The organism is Streptomyces sp. NPDC102406 (assembly GCF_044765725.1).
Taxonomy (GTDB): Bacteria; Actinomycetota; Actinomycetes; order Streptomycetales; family Streptomycetaceae; genus Streptomyces.
In genome coordinates this window covers 917,862-935,476 of sequence record NZ_JBIWKP010000002.1, presented here as the reverse complement: position 1 = coordinate 935,476, position 17,615 = coordinate 917,862, and the positions used below count along the sequence as shown (strand labels likewise).

The window sequence follows — 17,615 nt, the reverse complement described above, 5'->3', positions numbered from 1 at the left end:
TTGCCTGCGGCCGGTCGCTTTTCTATGCTCGCGTGCCATGGAGCTGATCCAGCAGAACCCCGACCTGTCGGCCTACTTGGCCGCGGACGACGTCATCGACCATCACCATCCGCTGGTCCGCGAGACGGCGGCGCGCCTGGCGAAGGACGCCGAGGACTCCTACGCCTACGCCCGCGCCGCGTACGAGTTCGTCCGTGACACCATCCCCCACTCGGCGGACAGCGGTGACCTGCGGGTCACTTGGCGGGCCTCCGACGTCCTGGACCGGCGCACCGGGATCTGTCACGCCAAGGCCCATGCGCTGGCCGCTCTCCTGCGCGCGGAGGACATCCCGACCGCCCTCTGCTATCAGCGGCTGGCGTACGACGCGGGGACGGGCTGGTGCGTCCACGGCCTGGTCGCCGTACGGTTCCGCGGGGCGTGGCACCGGCAGGACGCGCGGGGCAACAAACCCGGGGTCGACGCCCAGTTCTCGCTCGACGGGGAGAGGCTGGCGTGGACACCTGATGCCAAGTCCAGTGAGTTGGACTATCCGGTACTCTTTGATGTACCGCATCCGAAGGTGCTCGCCGTCATGCGCAGCGCCCCGGACCGCCCGTACCTCTGGGAGAACCTTCCCGACTCGCTCGATCCGTAAGGCAGGCCATGCCCCTCCAGCTCACCGTCTCCGACGACGTCCGCGCGATCGCCCCGGACTTCCACCACATCGCCGTCGAGGCGTACGGACTCGTCAACACGCCCAGTACGGACGAGACGTCGGCCCTCCTCGACGACGCGGCCCGCCGCCTGGCCGCCCGCCTCGACGGGCGCGCCCCGCACGAGGACCCGCACATGGTGGCCTGGCGCGCCGCCTACACGGCGTTCGGCGCCAAGCCCAACCGCACCCGCAACTCCGCCGAGGCCCTGGCCAAGCGGGCCCTCGCCGACGGCGGCCTGCCGCGCATCAACACCCTGGTGGACGTCTACAACGCCATCAGCGTCGCCCACCTCGTCCCCGTCGGCGGCGAGGACCTCGGCCACATCAAGGGCGGCATGCGGCTCGTGCGGGCCACCGGCACGGAGGACTTCGTGACCGTCGCCTCCGGGGAGCCCGCCGTCGAGCACCCGGACGCGGGCGAGGTCGTCTGGTGCGACGACGAGGGCGTCACGTGCCGCCGCTGGAACTGGCGCCAGGGCACCCGCACCCGGCTCACCGACACCTCCGTCGACGCCCTGTTCCTCCTGGAGGGCATGGGCCCGCACGCGGGCCTGGAGCAGGCCGGCGCCGAACTGGCCGAACTGCTCCAGAAGTTCAGCCCCGGCGCACGGCTCGTCGTCCACCCGGCGGCCTGACGCGAAGCCGCCTCAGCCGGCCTCGGCGGCCCTGACCTCTTCGGGGGTCGGGGCCGTGCCACCGAGGTGCGCGGGCATCCACCACGTGTCGTCCGGCCCCTTGGGGCGTACGGGATAGGCCCGCTGCGCCGCTTCGAGCAGTTCCTGCACGCGGTCGCGCAACCGGCGCGTGATCGCCCCGGCGTACTGGTCGCGCGGCGCCTCCATGGCCTCGCCCACCCGGATCGTGACCGGAATGTGCTGCCGCTTGAAGTTGCGCGGGCGACCCTTGGTCCACACCCGCTGGGTGCCCCACAGCGCCATGGGGATCAACGGCACCCCGGCCTCCTGCGCGAGGCGCACGGCGCCCGTCTTGAAGCTCTTGAGCGTGAAGGACTCCGAGATCGTCGCCTCCGGGAAGACGCCGATGATCTCGCCCGAGCGCAGCGACCTGAGGGCGTGCTGGTAGGCGTGCTCACCCTGCGCGCGGTCCACCGGGATGTGCTTCATGCTGCGCATCAGCGGGCCGGAGATCTTGTGCCGGAACACCGACTCCTTCGCCATGAAGCGGACCAGCCGCTTCTGGGGCAGGGCTGCGAGGCCGTCGAAGATGAAGTCCAGGTAGCTGATGTGATTGCTGACCAGGACGGCCCCGCCCGAGCGCGGAATGTTCTCCGAGCCCTTGCAGTCGATCTTCAGGTCGAGCGCCTTGAACATCGTTTTCGCGGCGCCGATGACCGGACGGTAGACGAGCTCTGCCATGGAGGGGGTGGACCCTTCTTAGTGCCGTGGGGAGTCTCTTCCGGAGGATTCCGGGGGAGGTGGCTCCCAGCGGTAAGTTACGCAGCCGTAGGTTTTCCGGCTTGCGCAGATCGTGCCCCAAGAACGGCCGAGTGACCAGTCCTGGTTCCGGCCGTGCGCGAGATCCTCGTCACGTGACGGGAATACGGCGGGACGTTTCGGCGCTGCGGTGGGAGCGGCGGACCGAGGAGGCGCAGGATGACCGTGGGACAAGTGACGCTCGATGCCGAGCAATTGGGTGAGGAGCTGGGGGAACGGGCCACGCTCGTGCAGTTCTCCAGCGCGTTCTGCGCCCCCTGTCGCGCGACGCGCCGGGTCCTCGCGGAGGTCGCCGCCATGGTGCCCGGCGTCTCCCACATCGAGATCGACGCCGAGGCCAGACTCGACCTCGTACGCCGAAGCGGCGTCCACAAGACGCCGACCGTGCTCGTCCTGGCCGCCGACGGCCGCGAAGTACGCCGAGCCGCAGGACAGCCGCGCAAGGCGGACGTCATCGCCGCGCTCGGCGCGGCGGTCTGAGGCCGCTCCATGCCCGGTGGAGAAGGGCTCGTGACGCATCTCCCACATGACGGAACGCACTTGACTGCACGCGCCACGTATCGTCAGGCTGACCCTATGCCTTCGGAACTCCTTCTCACCGAGCGGGTCCATGTCGACCTGGCCCGTTGTTCGAGCGCGCGCTGTCCCGTCTCCTGACGCAGCCACGGACCCCGCTCGAACCCTCCGGCAGAAGGACAACTCCATGACGGCCTCGCCCGACCTGCGCTCCGCCCAGCCCGCCACCCCCGATCTGCTCCGCTCGGTCTTCCGCCAGCACGCGGCCGGGGTCGCGGTGATCACGGCCGCCGGCGCCGCGCCCGTGGGCTTCACCGCCACCTCCCTCACCTCGGTCTCGGCCGAACCTCCGGTGATCTCGTTCGGGATCGGCCTGACCGCGTCGAGCTGGCCCACCGTGGCCGAGGCCGACCACGTCGGCGTCCACATACTCGGCGAGCATCAGGCCGCTCTCGCCGCCACCTTCGCCAAGAGCGGCGCCGACCGGTTCGGCGCTCCCACCCGATGGTTCGAGGGCCCCGAGGGCGTCCCCGTCCTCGACGGCGTCCTCGCCTGGATGGTCTGCAAAGTGATCGCGCGGATCCCGGCAGGGGACCACCGCATCGTGCTCGCGGAAGCCGTCTGCGGGGACCCGGCGGGAGCCGGCCGCCCGCTCCTCTACCACCAGGGTCGTTTCAACGGGCTGCGGGACTGAGAAGGCCGGCGGAAAGTTCCTGCTCCGGACGATTACTCAGCGTTGGCAAGGTCACAGTTCAAAGCGCTTGCTTAGCGGGCATGAACTGGATGTACTGACGAGTAATATTTCGTTCGGAGCGCGGGCCGCCCCGACCGGAGGAGTCCGCATCGGGCGCCTATGCTGCCTGCTAGAAGGCGCTGTCGGCCGTGGCAGCAGGGCCGCCCCGTACAAGACGATTGCAGTAGGAGAGCCGGCGTGAGCTTGAGGATCGTTGTCACTGTGAAGTACGTGCCCGACGCCACCGGCGACCGGCACTTCGCTGATGACCTGACTGTCGACCGTGATGACGTGGACGGTCTGCTGTCGGAGCTGGACGAGTACGCGGTGGAGCAGGCGCTGCAGATCTCGGAGAACTCCGATGACGATGTGGAGATCACCGTGTTGACGGTGGGTCCCGAGGACGCGAAGGACGCGCTGCGCAAGGCGTTGTCGATGGGTGCGGACAAGGCGATCCATGTCGAGGACGACGATCTGCACGGCACGGACGCGATCGGGACGTCGCTGGTGCTGGCCAAGGCGATCGAGAAGGCCGGTTTTGATCTGGTGGTCTCGGGGATGGCGTCGACGGACGGCACGATGGGGATCGTGCCGGCGCTGGTGGCCGAGCGTCTGGGGGTGCCGCAGGTGACGTTGTTGTCGCAGGTCGCGGTCGAGGGCGGGACGGTGACCGGGCGCCGGGACGGGGACAGTGCCTCGGAGCAGTTGGAGGCGGCGCTGCCGGCGGTGGTGTCGGTGACCGACCAGTCCGGTGAGGCGCGCTACCCCTCGTTCAAGGGGATCATGGCGGCGAAGAAGAAGCCGGTGGAGTCCTGGGATCTGTCGGATCTGGGTATCGAGGCCGGGCAGGTGGGTCTGGAGGGTGCCTGGAGCGCGGTGGAGTCGGCGGCCGAGCGTCCGGCGCGCACGGCGGGCACGATCGTGAAGGACGAGGGTGAGGGCGGCAGGCAGCTCGCCGAGTTCCTCGCGGGCCAGAAGTTCATCTGAGGCGGGCCGTTTCCGTCCGTTTCCCCCCTCTCTCTCATCCTTCTTTGACTTGCAGGAGATTGAAGTCCCATGGCTGAAGTTCTGGTCTACGTCGATCACGTGGACGGTGCGGTCCGCAAGCCCACGCTGGAGCTGCTGACGCTGGCCCGCCGGATCGGTGAGCCGGTCGCTGTCGCGCTGGGTGCCGGTGCCGGTGACACGGCGGGTGTGCTGGGCGAGCACGGTGCGGTCCGGGTGCTCACGCACGAGGCGGCCGAGTACGCCGACTATCTGGTGGTGCCGAAGGTGGAGGCGCTGCAGGCGGCGGTCGCGGCGGTGTCGCCGGCCGCGGTCCTGGTGCCGTCGTCGGCGGAGGGCAAGGAGATCGCGGCGCGTCTGGCGCTGCGGATCGCCTCCGGCATCATCACCGACGCCGTCGATGTGGAGGCCGGTGAGCTGGGTCCGGTGGCCACGCAGTCGGTGTTCGCCGCTTCCTACACCACCAGGTCGCGGGTCTCCTCCGGGGTGCCGGTCATCACCGTCAAGCCGAACAGTGCGCCGGTCGAGGCGGCTCCGGCCGCGGGTGCGGTCGAGGCGCTTGAGGTGTCGTTCTCCGAGGCGGCGACGGGTACGAAGGTGACCGGGCGGACCCCGCGGGAGTCCAGCGGGCGCCCGGAGCTGACCGAGGCCGCGATCGTGGTCTCCGGTGGCCGGGGTGTGAACGGTGCGGAGAACTTCTCCGTGATCGAGGCGCTGGCCGACTCGCTGGGCGCGGCCGTGGGTGCCTCCCGGGCGGCGGTGGACGCGGGCTGGTATCCGCACTCCAACCAGGTCGGCCAGACCGGCAAGGCCGTCTCGCCGCAGCTCTACATCGCCAACGGTATCTCCGGGGCGATCCAGCACCGGGCCGGTATGCAGACCTCGAAGACCATCGTCGCGGTCAACAAGGACGCCGAAGCCCCGATCTTCGACCTCGTCGACTACGGCGTCGTCGGCGACCTCTTCGACGTCCTCCCCCAGCTCACCGAGGAGATCAAGACCCGCAAGGGCTGACCACCTCCGCCGCTTCGACGGGGCCGCGTGGCGTTCATCGCCGCGCGGCCCCGTCCGCGTACCGGGACCATGCGAGAGACCATTGACGCCGATCACCCCGCCCGTTAACTTCGCTATACGGATTGTTGATTCCGTGAAGCGGAAACAGTGAGCGTATGGAGGGTGCAGGGATGGGTCAGCAGGAGAAGGTGTCGACGAGCCTCGCGGGCGCGGTCAGCGAGGGCATCAGCGCCTCGCTCGCCCCGGTCGACGCGGAGCTGGACCGCCGCTACCCCGGAGACCCCGGCACCCGCCAGCCGGTCCACACGGTCTACGTCCCCGGCGACGCCTTCGACGCGGGCACCGTCCGCTCCTGGGGCGACCAGGCCCTCGCGCAGCTCGACGAGCACGCCCCGGACGCCGCCTCGTTCGCCGCGGTGCTCGGACTGTCCGACGAACTCGCCGAGCCGGTCCACAGCCGCGTACGGGCCAAGCTGGAGCGCGAGCCCGTCGAGGACCTGCGCGTCGACTTCGAGGACGGCTACCGGCCCGCCTCCGACGCCGACGAGGACGAGACGGCCGCACGCGCCGCGCGCGTCATCGCCGAGGCGTACGCGCAAGGGACCGCCGCCCCGTACATGGGCATCCGCATGAAGTGCATGGAGGCCCCGGTCCGCGACCGCGGCATCCGCACCCTCGACATCTTCCTCACCGGCCTCATGGAGCACGGCGGACTGCCCGACGGGCTCGTCCTGACGCTGCCGAAAGTGACGTACCCGGAGCAGGTCACGGCGATGGTCCGGCTCCTCGAAGCCTTCGAGAAGAGTCACGGCCTCGACGCGGGGCGGCTCGGGTTCGAGATCCAGATCGAGACCAGCCAGTCCATCCTCGCCGCCGACGGCACCGCCGCCGTCGCCCGCATGATCGACGCGGCCGAGGGGCGCGCGACCGGCCTGCACTACGGCACCTTCGACTACAGCGCCTGCCTCGGTGTCTCCGCCGCGTACCAGGCGAGCGACCACCCGGCCGCCGACCACGCGAAGGCCGTCATGCAGGTCGCCGCCGCCGGTACGGGAGTACGCGTGTCGGACGGTTCCACCAACGTGCTGCCCGTCGGCCCCACCGCCAAGGTGCACGACGCCTGGCGCCTGCACTACGGCCTCACGCGCCGCGCCCTCGCCCGCGCCTACTACCAGGGCTGGGACATGCACCCGGGCCACATCCCGACGCGCTACGCGGCCGTCTTCGCCTTCTACCGCGAAGGGTTCGAGCAGGCCGCGGCCCGCCTCTCCGCCTACGCGCGCCAGTCCTCGGGCGACATCGCCGACGAGCCCGCCACCGCCAAGGCCCTCGCCGGGTACCTGCTGCGCGGCCTGGACTGCGGCGCGCTCGACGTCGCCGAGGTGGCCCGCCTCAGTGGCCTCACGCGAGCGGACCTGGAGGGGTACGCGGGTCCGCGCCGGGGCGACCTCACGGCGAAGGCCCAGTAGAGCGGCGGAAAGGACTCAAGGGCCCGGCGCCTCGACGGCGCCAGGCTCTTCGTCACGCCGGCGGCAGCTCGCCCGACCCGCGCTTGATCAGCCGCGTCGGCAGCTCGATGCGCTCCGGCAGCAGCGTCACCCCGTCGAGCTGGCGGAACAGCCGCTCGGCCGCGGTCCTGCCCAACTGGGCCGCGTCCTGCGCCACCACGGTGACACCCGGCTGGAGCAGGTCGCCCAGCTCGATGTCGTCGAAGCCGACCAGGGCGACACCGCGGTCGAGTCCGGCGAGGACGCGGACCACCGTCACCGTCACCCGGTTGTTGCCCGCGAAGATCGCCGTGACCGGTTCCGGCCCCTTCAGCATCTCCTCGGCGGCGCGGCGCACCCGCTCGGGATCGGTGACCCCCAGCGACATCCACCGCTCGTCGACCGGTATCCCCGCGTCCTCCATCGCCGTCCGGTAGCCGCGCAGCCGCTCGGCGGCCGTGTGGATGCGCGGCTGGTCGCCGATGAAGCCGATGCGCCGGTGGCCGCCCGCGATGAGGTGCGCGACGCCGTCCCGCGCGCCGCCGAAGCTGTCGGAGAGGACCACGTCCGCCTCTATCCGTCCGGCGGGCCGGTCGACGAAGACGGTCGCGACACCGGCCGCGATCTCCGGCTCCAGGTACCGGTGGTCGTCACCGGCCGGGATCACGACGAGGCCGTCCACCCGGCGGGCGCACAGCGCGAGCACCAACTCCTGCTCTCGGTCGGGGTCCTCGGCGCTGGAGCCGTTGATGAGCAGCGCGCCGTGCGCCCGCGCGACCTCCTCCACGGCACGGCTCAGCGGACCGTAGAACGGGTCCGCCAGATCCTCCAGGACCAGACCGATACTGGCCGTACGCCCCTTGCGCAGGACCCGCGCGCTGTCGTTGCGCCGGAAGCCCAGGGCGGCGATGGCCTCCTGTACGCGGCGCTCCGTGTCCGGGGTGACGCCCGGCTCGCCGTTGACGACCCGGGACACCGTCTTCAGACCCACCCCGGCACGCGCGGCGACGTCCTTCATGGTGGGGCGATTGCCGTAGCGGTTCTCCGTGCGGCGGGCGGTGCGGTCCACTATGCGCTGTCCTGTCCTGTCGTCGCTGCCGGGAAGGCCGGCCACCCGCGGGAGGTGACGGGCCCGATGCGTCACGGCTCATCATCCTGCACGGGCGTGTGGCGTCGAGCATAGGGCCTGGACAACGTTGTCATACTCGGGAGAGACTGTCCCCGCTCCTCATCGCTTCCTAGACTTCGCTTCTCCGACCTGCCTTTTCCCAGGGGATCTGACACTGATGCACATGGACCTCGTCGCCGCGCTCGACATCGGCGGCACCAAGATCGCCGGCGCCCTGGTGGACGACCGGGGCCGCATTCTGGCGCGGGCCCAGCGGCCGACCCCCGCGCAGGAGGACGGGGAGACCGTGATGGGCGCGGTGGACGCGGTCCTCACCGAGCTGACCGGGTCCGAGTTGTGGCCCAGGGCGAGGGCCGTCGGCATCGGCAGCGCGGGCCCCGTGGACCGCACGGCGGGCACCGTCAGCCCGGTCAACGTGCCGGGATGGCGTGACTTCCCGCTGGTCGCGCGCGTCCGGACGCGCGCGGGCGGCCTGCCGGTCGAACTGGTCGGCGACGGCGTGGCGATGACGGCCGCCGAGCACTGGCAGGGCGCCGCCCGCGGGCACGACAACGCGCTCTGCATGGTGGTCTCCACGGGTGTCGGCGGGGGCCTGATCCTGAACGGCCAGCTCCACCCCGGCCCCACCGGCAACGCCGGGCACATCGGTCACATCAGCGTCGACCTCGACGGTGACGCGTGCCCGTGCGGGGCGCGCGGCTGCGTCGAGCGCATCGCCAGCGGTCCCAACATCGCCCGCCGCGCCCTCGCCGACGGCTGGCGTCCCGGCGCCGACGGCGACGCGTCCGCCGCCGCGGTGGCCCGCGCCGCGCACGCCGGTGACCGGGTGGCCCTCGCCTCCTTCGAGCGGGCGGCGCAGGCCCTCGCGGCCGGGATCGCGGCGACCGCGACGCTCGTGGAGATCGACATCGCGGTGATCGGCGGGGGAGTGGCCAAGGCCGGGGACGTCCTCTTCGCCCCGCTGCGCCGCGCGCTGCGCGACTACGCGACGCTGTCCTTCGTGCAGCGCCTCACCCTCGCCCCGGCCTCGACGGGCACCGACGCGGGCCTCGTGGGCGCCGCCGCGGCGGCCCTGCGGCCCGGCTCCGCCTTGAACGAGGCCCACCCGCAGGTCGCCTGACGGGCCGTCACCCCCTCCCGGGGGGGGGGGGGGGGGGGGGGGGGGGGGGCCCCCCCCCCCCCCCCCCCGCCCCCCCCCCCCCCACCACCCCCCCGCCCCCCCCCCCCCCCCACCCCCCCCCCCCCCCCCAACCCCCCCCCCCCCCCCCGCCCCGCCCCCCCCCCCCCCCCCCCCCCCCGGGGCGGGGGGCCCCCCCCCCCCCCCCCCCCCCCCCCGGCCGGGTTCCGACCTCAGCAGCTCACCTGCGCGTCGCCCCAGTCCGCGTGGTCGGAGTCGATGCCGTCGCCGCCGTCCGTGACGACGAGCCGGACCACCTGAGCACCCGTCACATCGGCCGAAAGGGCCTGCGGGGCATCGGAGTTGCTGAGCACACCGGTCGAGGCGACCTTGCGGCCGTCGGCCCACACCTCGAACGCGACCGTGCCCTTCGTGCCCTTCTCGTCGTCGACGCCGACCTGCGCCGTGACGCGTTCGCAACCGCGGGCCGTGTAGTAGTCGACGGAACTGCTCGCGTGGACGCCCAGGCCCTTGGCGTACACCACACCGCCGACGGTGAGCGGGTTCCCGTCGCCCGCCGCGCTCTCGCCGTTGCTGGTGTCGCGCTCCACCGGCCCGTACCCGTTGGTGCTCGCGAGCCAGGGGAGATCACCGAGAGCCGAGATGCCGCGCGGTGGTGCCGTCGCCACGGCGGCCGTCACCGGTACCGTGCTCGTCACCCTCGTGCCGTGCGGGGAGCGGTAGGTGGCGCGCAGCGTGAGATCGTAGGTGCCCGTCGCCGTGCCCGCGGGAACGCTCACCGTCCACCCGGTGCGCAACGCGCCGCCGGCCGGCACCACCGGGGCCTTCGTCGCCCCGCGCGCCACGACCTTCCAGCCCTCGCCGGCCGGCCCGCTCAGCGAGACGGAGACGTCACGGGCCGGGGTGCGGCCCAGATCGGTGAACGCGCCGGAGACCTTCGCCGTCGTGCCCGGCTCGGCGAACACCCCCTCGTCCAGGGCGACGTCGGCGGCCGGGGGATACGCGGCCCACTTCGGGTCCGCCGCCACGCGCAGCAGCACCGTGCCGTGGGCGGGGACCGTCGCGGCGAGCGTGCCCGCGGTGTTGACGTTCCTGTGCTGCCACAGGTCACGGGCCACGTACGCGGGGGCCGCGGGCAGCCCGACCGCCTTCGCCGTGGTCGCGATGTGCTGTGCGGAGCCCGTCTCGTTGAACAGGGCCACGGCGCGGCTGCCGTCCTGCATCTCCTTGGACACGACCCAGCGCCCGCCCTCGGAGGAGACCTCGAGACCCTGCTTGCCCAGCGGGTCCTGGTCGACAGCGATGACGTCACGGTTGGCGAGGATCTCGTACGTCGTGTCGGACGCCGTGCGCAGGTCCGTGCCGATCAGCAGCGGCGACGCCATGACCGACCACATGGAGAAGTGGGTGCGGTACTCGGTGTCCGTCATGCCGCCGTTGCCGACCTCCAGCATGTCGGGGTCGTTCCAGTGGCCGGGACCGGCGTAGCGGGCCAGCGGCAGGTTCTGCTTGAGCAGCGAGAGCATCGAGCCCCAGTTGTCGCTGATGTCACCGGTGGTGCGCCACAGATGGCCGACGTCGGCGGCCCACTCCCACGGCTTGTTCTGCCCCCATTCGCAGATGCTGTAGACGATGGGACGACCGGTGGCGCGCAGGGCGTCGCGCATCGTCGTGTAGCGCTGCTTCGCGTCGACCCCTTGGTTGTTGCAGTTGTCGTACTTGAGGTAGTCGACACCCCAGTCGGCGAACTGCCGCGCGTCGCTGTACTCGTGGCCGAGCGCGCCCGGGAAGCCCACGTCACTGCATGTCTTCGTCCCGGCGCTCGTGTAGATGCCGAGCTTGAGGCCCTTGGAGTGGACGTAGTCCGCGACCGCCTTGATCCCATGGGGGAACCGGGCCGGGTCGGGCACCAGCTTGCCGTCCGCGTTCCGTGCGGGCAGGGCCCAGCAGTCGTCCAGGTTCACGTACTGGTATCCGGCGTCCTTGAGGCCCTTGTCGACGAACAGGTCGGCGATGCCCCGCACCATGGTCTCGTCGAACTCCGCGCGGCAGTGCGTGGAGTTCCAGTTGTTGAAGCCCATGGGCGGGGTGAGGGCCAGGCCGTCGTCGAGGGCGGGCGGCGGATCGGCGGACGCGGGTACCGCCACGACTCCGCCTGCGCACAGCACCGCCACGGCCACCGTCGTGACGACTCTTCGCCGGACGGCACCGGTGGCGCGGGTGGGAAGACGACGCATGGTTACGTTCCTCCGAACTCCCGAACAAGCTGGACTACTGCATGTACGTGTCAATCGACGCGCGTTACGGTAGGCCTTGTTGGAGTCTGTTGGAAGAGGTGCGGTAACGGTGGATGCGCCGGACATGCCGGTGCCCCCTCGGTGACGAGGGGGCACACACAGCACTGCTCGCTAAAGGTGACCCATGTGGCGCGCTGCTACTTGTCGTCGGTCAACGAGTCGCGCATGCCTTCGGCCTTGCCGCGCGCCTTGTCGGCGGCGTTGCGCGCGTCGCTCTTCGCCTGGTCGACCTTGCCCTCCGACTTCAGGCGCTCGTTGCCGGTGGCCTTGCCGGCCATCTCCTTGGCCTTGCCCTTGGCCTTGTCCATCGCGCTCTCGCCCATGACGGCTCCTCGGTTGGTGGGTACGGACGCCTGTCACGCTATGAGCGGCGCGGGCGAACCGCATCCCGGAGAACTACGCAGTGTCACGGACGAAGGGCCTCCTCCAGGGTCGCCACCGGGGTCAGGATCGGAGTCAGCTCGGAGAGTTCGATGATGCGCAGCGTCAGGCGGTGGCGGCAGACCACGGTGACCCGGCCGCCGCGGCCGGCTGCTCTGCGGTGGGCGCGCACCAGGAGGGAGATCCCGGAGCAGTCGAAGAAGGTGGTGCCGGTCAGGTCTATCGCCACGACGCGATAGGGGCCCGCCGCCACCGTGTCGAGCAGCGGGGTCATCCGCTGGACGGCGAGGAGATCGATCTCGCCGGTGAGTTCGACGACGGCGCAGTCGCCGTCGGTGTGCACGACGGGTGCGTGCACATAGCCGTCGGACCCGTTCAGATCGACGATGCCGTCGAAGTCGCCGAAGTCACCGAAGCCGTCGTCGAGGTGGTCCTGTTTGTTGCCCTGTCGCATCGGTCCCCCCGGGCCGAGCACTTGTCCAGCTCCTGGGAGCCGCGCGCTGCCTCGTGTTGCGTGCGAACGAATCGGGAGGCCACCGGGGGCTGGGGCGCCTGGTCGGCCACGCTAGCGGGACTTTCCGCACCGCGTTGTGGCGTAACGATTCCCGACGGTCTCACATCACTTGATGGGGTGAATTAAAAGGGAAGTGCTTGACTTTTAAAGGGGTCACTGGCAAAAGCGCCGCACACCCGGTGTGAAGCGTGTGCCGCGACGGCGGCCCCGCACACGCTTCCGTCGTCCGTGCGGCTGCGCTTGACTGCGTACCGGGAAAACCGGGGGGCCGGACATGGGCCGGTGGTCCGCCGCCGGGCAGCGGTGGACGCCCCGGCCTCCCGGGCCCCAGGGGTCCGTACGACCGAAATTCCCGGCTTCGCGGGCCCGCGACGGCGTCTGCCGGTCGAGTGTCGGCGTCTGCCGGTCGAGCGTCGGGGTCAGGCGGTCGAGCGTCGGGGTCAGGCGGTCGAGCGTCGGGGTCAGGCGGCCTTCACGATGTCTCCGCGTACCGCCGCCGCCCACTCCACGACCAGGACCTCGTACTCGCGGCGCTGCGACTCGCTCAACCGGCCGCCGGAGCGCGCCATGAGGCCGCGGATCCGCTCGTTCAGCTCGTCGGCGGACCGCGCGGGGGCACGGTTCTCGGTGGGGATCATGTGAAGAGACTAGCGGGCCGCACTGACAACGCGCTGCCGAGTTATGAACCGTGAGGAACCGCGGTGTGACCTTCCGTCTCCCTCGGCCGGTGACGCGCTCCTCATCTGCGGCTGGTTTTCAGGGCGGGGTGTTGCGGGCAAGCCTCTGGGGGCCGATGGATGAGGGGGAACCGTGATCGTCTGGGTCAACGGTGCGTCCATCGGCCTTGCAGGTCAGGGGCCCGAGCAGGAAGTCAGGGGCTTGCCTGTTCGCCCGGCTTAGCTTTCGTTAGCTTTTGTTAGCCCTGGTGGGCAAGATCTTTCTCCCATCTGTTTCCCATAGGCATGCGTCGACCCCCGGCGCTTTTGCGAACCGGGGGCCTGGGACCAGGGCGGGGCTGCCACCCGGGGAGGCGGACATTGCCCCACCCTGGCCACTATTTCTAACGCATGGCCCATACATCCGTCACGGCAAAATCGTTCACTCGTTCGAGTGAGGTTCCCTTCGGTCGGCCTTCGGTTATAACCGTCCGTCCGCCGACAAGGGGGTACTCACGGCGGACGAACGGCCCCAATGGCGCGTGCGGGGTCTAGGCCCGCGCCGGGCGTGTGTGTGGGGTGGTCCCCACTGAATCGCTGGCCAGCGTCGTAGGCCAGTGCGTGCAAGGGGTAGCCGGCCGCGCTTTGAGTGCACGGGGTGCGATTCGACTGCGCACTGTTCGGCTAGGAGTAGAGGTCAGATAGCGGTCTGCTGCCCCACTTACCCAAGATCACAAGATTTACCTGGCCAGGTAAAGACTTACGGTCAAGATCATTCAACTGTGGTCCAGTGCCACTCGACCCCATGCCCGACTGGGTAGCCACCAGCCGCCGGGCTATCGGGGCACGCATCCGCACCGCCCGCCTTGACGCGCAGCTCTCCCAGGTCCAGCTTGGTGAACTCGTCGGTCGGGACCACAAAACGATCCACCGGTTCGAAACGGCGACGAGCGTTCCCAACCTCGCGGACCTCCTCCTTATCGCCCACGCGCTCAACGTTCCGCTCCGTGATCTTCTGTGAGTTGGGCGGCGACGCCCCTCGCGCATACACCGCCGCCGCCCGCCCGCACCGGAAGGCGCGGGAGTCTGCGAGGCGACCCCGCGGGACAGGGTGCGGGGCCGCCCCTTCCAGCTCGGGGCCTGCCGAGGTACCGAGCCGGGCGCGGGCCGCGGTGAAGCGCGGCCCGCTGTCCCGCCGCCTTGAAGGAGCGCAAGAAGACGGCGGGGGGCAACGGCGGTCGCCCGGCATCGCAGGTACCGAGCGACCGCCCTCCCGTCGTCAAGCTCCGTGCCGAGCCCAGCGACGGGGGTCTAGTGGTGATCGCGGGGCAGAACCCGAACGGCACCATCCGGGGCTACCGGGCAGTGCTCGTGCTGGGAGACGACCCTGCCCGGGCCGCTCATCGACACGGCGAGCGCTGCCCGGCTGGCCTCGCCCGGCCGGATCGGCTGATCGCATCGATAGCAGTACGTCACCGACGGCACTGGCGCCGCCCCTCTTTCAGCGCGCGCCGTATCCCGGCAGAGGCCGGGCACAGCGCCGCGTTGTCCACACACTGCTCGCAGGTCGCAGCGTGATTGATGAGCTGGTGGTAGGCCTTGAGCGTCGTGCACGGCGGGCAGGCCCGCGGGAAGATGCGGCGGCCGGCCCCGTCGTCGCGCTCGCCGAGGTCGACACTGCGCCCGGCGCGGAGAGCGGCACCGCACCATACGCAGTGGCGGCCGCACCTCTGTACCTCGGTCAACCCGCTCAGGGGCGGGGTCTGTACGAGCAGGGTCTCGGCGAGGCTGGTCATGACGCCACCGTCACGGGAGCCGTCGTGCGGGCATCATCAAGAGCGGCCCGGAGCCCGGCCGGATCGGTCAACCACGCCTCCTCGGCTGGGCACACCCGCCAGTGCGGGCCGGGCCCCTCCGTACGCCGGTGCGGCGGCACGCTCACCCACGAGCCCCTGCCCACCGCGCGCGTGCCAGCCACGTCCCAACTATCGGCGGTGCCCGCGGGCACGAACCAGTAGACAAAGCAGGTGGTCTCGACGACGGCGCCGGTGCGGGGGCCGAGGATACTGAGAGCGCGGAGGCCGAACTCGTGGGGCACGCGTACGGCATCCCATGCCGCGCCCGCGTGCTGGATCGAGCAGCCCCCGGCGGTACGGAGTGGATAGTCGTCCATGCGGGGCTCCTGTCTGGTGGGTGTCCAGACTGGCCCTCTCTACCGGCAGTTCCGAGGACTTGAAGAGGCCTCTTTGCGTAAGCGATCCGGGCTTTTGATCACCCGTAAGGCGTGAACCCTGTACGGCAGAGGCCTTGTTGGCGACACTGGCGGCATATCACGGAGGTGCCCGCCATGACGCGCAGCGCAGGAAACGTACGCCTGAGGTCCGCACGGATTGCGGCCGGATACACGAGCCAGAACGCACTCGCTGAGGCGCTCGGCGTCGGAGTGAGGCAGGTGCGACGGTGGGAAAGCGCAACGCCACCCACCCCGCATCCGGAGGTAGGCCAGCGTCTCGCGCAGATGCTCGGACAGACACTCGAACAGCTTGGGTTCGCACCCGACCACGTGGGTCAGCCGCGGCAGGTCATGCTCGCCGCCGCGGTGGGCAGCGCGCTCGCCGTCGTGCCGAGTGAGGCCGCAGCGTCAATGCAGCCAGCAACCGTGGCCCGGGATTATGAGGCCGTGACTCGCTCGCACCGCCGCCTTTACTGGTCGGTGGCCCCATCGATGCTGCATCCGGCCGCGATCGCCCACGCCACCCTCGGCTGCGCCCTGCTCCCGCAGACTGCCGGGGAGACCCGGCGGCGGATCGCATCAGCGCTCGCGGAGACCTATCTCCTCGCCGGGCGTGTCGAGTTCTTCGACCAGCAAGAGCCCGACGCTGCCGCAGCGACGCTCACCCACGCACTCCAGGCGGCAGGCGAGGCCGACGATGTCCTCCTCGGCGCCGCAATCCTCGCGCACTCCGCGTTCATTCCCGGGTGGGCGGGCCTGCGCGACAAGGCGGTCGAGCGGATGATCGCCGCGCGGACCTACGCGCGCCGCGGCCCGGCCCCGGCCGCACTGTGGGCGTGGCTCGACGCGGTCGAGGCGGAGTGCGAAACCCGGTGCGGCAACACAGCGACTGCGCTCCACTTGATCAGGCATGCGGAGGAGACCCTCGCGGGCGGAGCAGCGGGCGAGGTCCCGGAGTGGTTCGACTGGTTCACGCCCGGACGTCTCGCCGCGTTCAAGGGCAACACCCAGTTGACGGCCGGGCACTTGCCGCAGGCGCGCACCACGCTCCTCAACGCGCTCGACCAACTGGAGCCCACTGAAGAGAAGCAGCGGGCTGTTCTCCTTGGTGATCTTGCCGCTGTCGAGGCCGCCGCGGGCGAGCCGGAAGCCGCATGCCGGAACGCGGTGCAGGCGCTGGAGCAGCTCGAGCGCACGTGGTACGCGACGGGGATGGACCGGGTCACCGAGGTACGGCGCGCGCTCGCCCCGTACCAGAACGAACGCTGTGTCCGTGACCTCGATGACCGGTTGTACGGATGGCGGACGACAGTCAGTGCTCTTGCGCGTTGAACTCGGCAATGAGCGAAGGCAGTTCGAGGAGGCTGTCGATGCGGAAGGTCGGCAGCGACTGTGCTTCCTCGGTGTTCCACTGGATCGTTGCCCAGGGGCCCCGGTGGACGAGCGCGGTGTGCATGCCCGCCTGCGCTCCGGGGCGAAGGTCGTTGTCGACGCGGTCGCCGACGTAGAGGATCTCATCGACGGTGTGCGGTACGACCTCGGCGACCCGTTCGAAGAACAGCGCGTCTGGCTTCGAGGCGCCCCAGTCGTCCGAGGTGCCGATCAAGTCCACGTCGTCCATGAACAGCTCGCGCAGGAGCTTTCCTGCGCGGACCGTCTGGTTGCCCGCGATGCCGAGCCACAGGCCGTCGGCCCGGAGTGTGGCCATCGCCGGACGCACATCCGGGTAGAGGTCCTCCTCGCCGAAGTGCTCCGGTTGCCCGGCCTCGGCACGGCGCTCGCGCTCGGCGTATAGGTCGAAGCCGGGCCGGAACTCCTGGAAAACCTCGCGGTAGTCCCGTCCTTGTGCGATCACCGCGCCGAACATCGCCGCGAACGTATGTCGAGGCACGCCGAGCCAGTCGGCCCATGTTCCGTACTCTTTGGTCTCGTCCACCAGGCACTCACCGACGTCGAACACCACTGCGCGAATCATGGACGGCAGAGTACTTGGACATGAAGAAACGGCCCCCACCGCCCGCGAGGGCGATGAGGGCCACACTCATACGTACTGGCGTCTGGTCGGGTCCAGGGCCGCCGCGAGCGGCTGCGTATCGTCCGACGGATCCGGCTGTTCCGGCGGTGGCGCGTCCGTACGGCGGCAGACCAGGGCGTCCGGGTCACCCTCCGGGGCCTGCCATGAGTAGCCGTCGGGGCACGTCGTCTGCCCGTCCTGACCGTCTCGCCCGTCCGTGCCGTCCTGCCCTGCGGGCCCGGCCGGGCCAACCGGACCGGCGGGCCCTGCCGGGCCAGTCGGCCCGACAGGACCCGGCACCGTCGAGTCCGCACCCGGCGGACCCTGCACCGTCGAGTCACGGCCGG

The 17,615-nt window shown here is 70.8% G+C and carries 19 protein-coding genes; 10 read left to right on the top strand and 9 right to left on the bottom strand.

From position 1 onward, the window contains the following. The first annotated feature begins 37 nt into the window (after window positions 1-37). Together ACIRF8_RS13075 and ACIRF8_RS13070 are read left to right on the top strand one after the other, a co-directional pair. Entirely contained in the window at window positions 38-637 is a 600-nt protein-coding gene (locus ACIRF8_RS13075) for a transglutaminase domain-containing protein (RefSeq protein WP_404214015.1), read from the top strand. An 8-nt stretch (window positions 638-645) separates the two neighbouring features. Continuing rightward, entirely contained in the window at window positions 646-1,332 is a 687-nt protein-coding gene (locus ACIRF8_RS13070; RefSeq protein WP_404214013.1) for a B3/4 domain-containing protein, read from the top strand. A gap of 12 nt (window positions 1,333-1,344) precedes the next feature. Here ACIRF8_RS13070 and ACIRF8_RS13065 read toward each other — a convergent pair whose 3' ends face one another. After that, window positions 1,345-2,073, bottom strand: coding sequence for a lysophospholipid acyltransferase family protein (locus tag ACIRF8_RS13065; RefSeq protein WP_404214011.1), 729 nt, complete (start codon window positions 2,071-2,073; stop codon window positions 1,345-1,347). Window positions 2,074-2,310: 237 nt separating this feature from the next. On the opposite strand from ACIRF8_RS13065, the gene ACIRF8_RS13060 reads away from it, so the two are divergent. The 5 genes from ACIRF8_RS13060 (at window position 2,311) to ACIRF8_RS13040 (ending at window position 6,888) form a co-directional block, all read left to right on the top strand. Continuing rightward, window positions 2,311-2,631 (top strand): thioredoxin family protein, encoded by a 321-nt coding sequence (locus ACIRF8_RS13060; protein ID WP_404214009.1) that lies wholly within the window; start codon window positions 2,311-2,313, stop codon window positions 2,629-2,631. A 223-nt stretch (window positions 2,632-2,854) separates the two neighbouring features. Then, complete coding sequence (locus tag ACIRF8_RS13055; protein WP_404214007.1) at window positions 2,855-3,361, top strand: flavin reductase family protein; 507 nt, start codon at window positions 2,855-2,857, stop codon at window positions 3,359-3,361. Between the two features lie 237 nt (window positions 3,362-3,598). After that, the gene (locus tag ACIRF8_RS13050) at window positions 3,599-4,387 is read left to right on the top strand and encodes an electron transfer flavoprotein subunit beta/FixA family protein (protein WP_404214005.1); all 789 of its coding nucleotides are present in this window, start codon (window positions 3,599-3,601) and stop codon (window positions 4,385-4,387) included. Between the two features lie 69 nt (window positions 4,388-4,456). Beyond that, window positions 4,457-5,419, top strand: coding sequence for an electron transfer flavoprotein subunit alpha/FixB family protein (locus ACIRF8_RS13045; RefSeq protein ID WP_404214003.1), 963 nt, complete (start codon window positions 4,457-4,459; stop codon window positions 5,417-5,419). 170 nt (window positions 5,420-5,589) lie between these two features. Then, window positions 5,590-6,888 carry a DUF6986 family protein gene (locus tag ACIRF8_RS13040; RefSeq protein ID WP_404214001.1) on the top strand — a complete coding sequence of 433 codons (1,299 nt, stop codon included), beginning with the start codon at window positions 5,590-5,592 and terminating at the stop codon, window positions 6,886-6,888. 52 nt (window positions 6,889-6,940) lie between these two features. On the opposite strand, the gene ACIRF8_RS13035 is transcribed toward ACIRF8_RS13040, so the two are convergent. Further along, on the bottom strand, window positions 6,941-7,975 hold the full coding sequence (locus ACIRF8_RS13035) for a LacI family DNA-binding transcriptional regulator (protein ID WP_404214271.1): 1,035 nt from the start codon (window positions 7,973-7,975) through the stop codon (window positions 6,941-6,943). Between the two features lie 217 nt (window positions 7,976-8,192). Between ACIRF8_RS13035 and ACIRF8_RS13030 the strand changes: the two genes are divergently transcribed. Continuing rightward, complete coding sequence (locus ACIRF8_RS13030; protein WP_404213999.1) at window positions 8,193-9,155, top strand: ROK family protein; 963 nt, start codon at window positions 8,193-8,195, stop codon at window positions 9,153-9,155. Between the two features lie 230 nt (window positions 9,156-9,385). Here ACIRF8_RS13030 and ACIRF8_RS13025 read toward each other — a convergent pair whose 3' ends face one another. From ACIRF8_RS13025 to ACIRF8_RS13010, 4 genes are all read right to left on the bottom strand, one after another. After that, window positions 9,386-11,410, bottom strand: coding sequence for an NPCBM/NEW2 domain-containing protein (locus tag ACIRF8_RS13025; protein WP_404213997.1), 2,025 nt, complete (start codon window positions 11,408-11,410; stop codon window positions 9,386-9,388). A gap of 197 nt (window positions 11,411-11,607) precedes the next feature. Beyond that, the gene (locus tag ACIRF8_RS13020; protein WP_404213995.1) at window positions 11,608-11,793 is read right to left on the bottom strand and encodes a CsbD family protein; all 186 of its coding nucleotides are present in this window, start codon (window positions 11,791-11,793) and stop codon (window positions 11,608-11,610) included. 83 nt (window positions 11,794-11,876) lie between these two features. Continuing rightward, the gene (locus ACIRF8_RS13015) at window positions 11,877-12,305 is read right to left on the bottom strand and encodes an STAS domain-containing protein (RefSeq protein WP_404213993.1); all 429 of its coding nucleotides are present in this window, start codon (window positions 12,303-12,305) and stop codon (window positions 11,877-11,879) included. Between the two features lie 521 nt (window positions 12,306-12,826). Next, a complete protein-coding gene (locus tag ACIRF8_RS13010) occupies window positions 12,827-13,003 on the bottom strand; it encodes a hypothetical protein (RefSeq protein WP_404213991.1) in 177 nt (58 codons plus the stop codon). Between the two features lie 823 nt (window positions 13,004-13,826). Between ACIRF8_RS13010 and ACIRF8_RS13005 the strand changes: the two genes are divergently transcribed. Next, window positions 13,827-14,042, top strand: a complete 216-nt coding sequence (locus tag ACIRF8_RS13005) for a helix-turn-helix domain-containing protein (RefSeq protein ID WP_404213989.1) — start codon at window positions 13,827-13,829, stop codon at window positions 14,040-14,042. 451 nt (window positions 14,043-14,493) lie between these two features. On the opposite strand, the gene ACIRF8_RS13000 is transcribed toward ACIRF8_RS13005, so the two are convergent. Both ACIRF8_RS13000 and ACIRF8_RS12995 read right to left on the bottom strand, forming a co-directional pair. After that, window positions 14,494-14,817 carry a hypothetical protein gene (locus ACIRF8_RS13000; protein WP_404213987.1) on the bottom strand — a complete coding sequence of 108 codons (324 nt, stop codon included), beginning with the start codon at window positions 14,815-14,817 and terminating at the stop codon, window positions 14,494-14,496. After that, a complete protein-coding gene (locus ACIRF8_RS12995) occupies window positions 14,814-15,194 on the bottom strand; it encodes a hypothetical protein (RefSeq protein WP_404213986.1) in 381 nt (126 codons plus the stop codon). Before ACIRF8_RS12995 ends, ACIRF8_RS13000 begins: the two co-directional genes overlap by 4 nt. A 174-nt stretch (window positions 15,195-15,368) precedes the next feature. Between ACIRF8_RS12995 and ACIRF8_RS12990 the strand changes: the two genes are divergently transcribed. Next, entirely contained in the window at window positions 15,369-16,586 is a 1,218-nt protein-coding gene (locus tag ACIRF8_RS12990) for a helix-turn-helix transcriptional regulator (protein ID WP_404213984.1), read from the top strand. On the opposite strand, the gene ACIRF8_RS12985 is transcribed toward ACIRF8_RS12990, so the two are convergent. Then, window positions 16,567-17,229 (bottom strand): HAD family hydrolase, encoded by a 663-nt coding sequence (locus ACIRF8_RS12985; RefSeq protein WP_404213982.1) that lies wholly within the window; start codon window positions 17,227-17,229, stop codon window positions 16,567-16,569. The genes ACIRF8_RS12990 and ACIRF8_RS12985 overlap by 20 nt on opposite strands. Window positions 17,230-17,615 lie beyond the last annotated feature (386 nt).

Bases quoted from the DNA above. Each gene is read 5' to 3' on its own strand.
- ACIRF8_RS12985 (WP_404213982.1), bottom strand. From the start codon at position 17,229: ATGATTCGCGCAGTGGTGTTCGACGTCGGTGAGTGCCTGGTGGACGAG.
- ACIRF8_RS13060 (WP_404214009.1), top strand. From the start codon at position 2,311: ATGACCGTGGGACAAGTGACGCTCGATGCCGAGCAATTGGGTGAGGAG.
- ACIRF8_RS13040 (WP_404214001.1), top strand. From the start codon at position 5,590: ATGGGTCAGCAGGAGAAGGTGTCGACGAGCCTCGCGGGCGCGGTCAGC.
- ACIRF8_RS13005 (WP_404213989.1), top strand. From the start codon at position 13,827: ATGCCCGACTGGGTAGCCACCAGCCGCCGGGCTATCGGGGCACGCATC.
- ACIRF8_RS13020 (WP_404213995.1), bottom strand. From the start codon at position 11,793: ATGGGCGAGAGCGCGATGGACAAGGCCAAGGGCAAGGCCAAGGAGATG.
- ACIRF8_RS12995 (WP_404213986.1), bottom strand. From the start codon at position 15,194: ATGGACGACTATCCACTCCGTACCGCCGGGGGCTGCTCGATCCAGCAC.
- ACIRF8_RS13010 (WP_404213991.1), bottom strand. From the start codon at position 13,003: ATGATCCCCACCGAGAACCGTGCCCCCGCGCGGTCCGCCGACGAGCTG.
- ACIRF8_RS13045 (WP_404214003.1), top strand. From the start codon at position 4,457: ATGGCTGAAGTTCTGGTCTACGTCGATCACGTGGACGGTGCGGTCCGC.
- ACIRF8_RS13055 (WP_404214007.1), top strand. From the start codon at position 2,855: ATGACGGCCTCGCCCGACCTGCGCTCCGCCCAGCCCGCCACCCCCGAT.
- ACIRF8_RS13075 (WP_404214015.1), top strand. From the start codon at position 38: ATGGAGCTGATCCAGCAGAACCCCGACCTGTCGGCCTACTTGGCCGCG.
- ACIRF8_RS12990 (WP_404213984.1), top strand. From the start codon at position 15,369: ATGACGCGCAGCGCAGGAAACGTACGCCTGAGGTCCGCACGGATTGCG.
- ACIRF8_RS13030 (WP_404213999.1), top strand. From the start codon at position 8,193: ATGCACATGGACCTCGTCGCCGCGCTCGACATCGGCGGCACCAAGATC.
- ACIRF8_RS13015 (WP_404213993.1), bottom strand. From the start codon at position 12,305: ATGCGACAGGGCAACAAACAGGACCACCTCGACGACGGCTTCGGTGAC.
- ACIRF8_RS13065 (WP_404214011.1), bottom strand. From the start codon at position 2,073: ATGGCAGAGCTCGTCTACCGTCCGGTCATCGGCGCCGCGAAAACGATG.
- ACIRF8_RS13000 (WP_404213987.1), bottom strand. From the start codon at position 14,817: ATGACCAGCCTCGCCGAGACCCTGCTCGTACAGACCCCGCCCCTGAGC.
- ACIRF8_RS13025 (WP_404213997.1), bottom strand. From the start codon at position 11,410: ATGCGTCGTCTTCCCACCCGCGCCACCGGTGCCGTCCGGCGAAGAGTC.
- ACIRF8_RS13070 (WP_404214013.1), top strand. From the start codon at position 646: ATGCCCCTCCAGCTCACCGTCTCCGACGACGTCCGCGCGATCGCCCCG.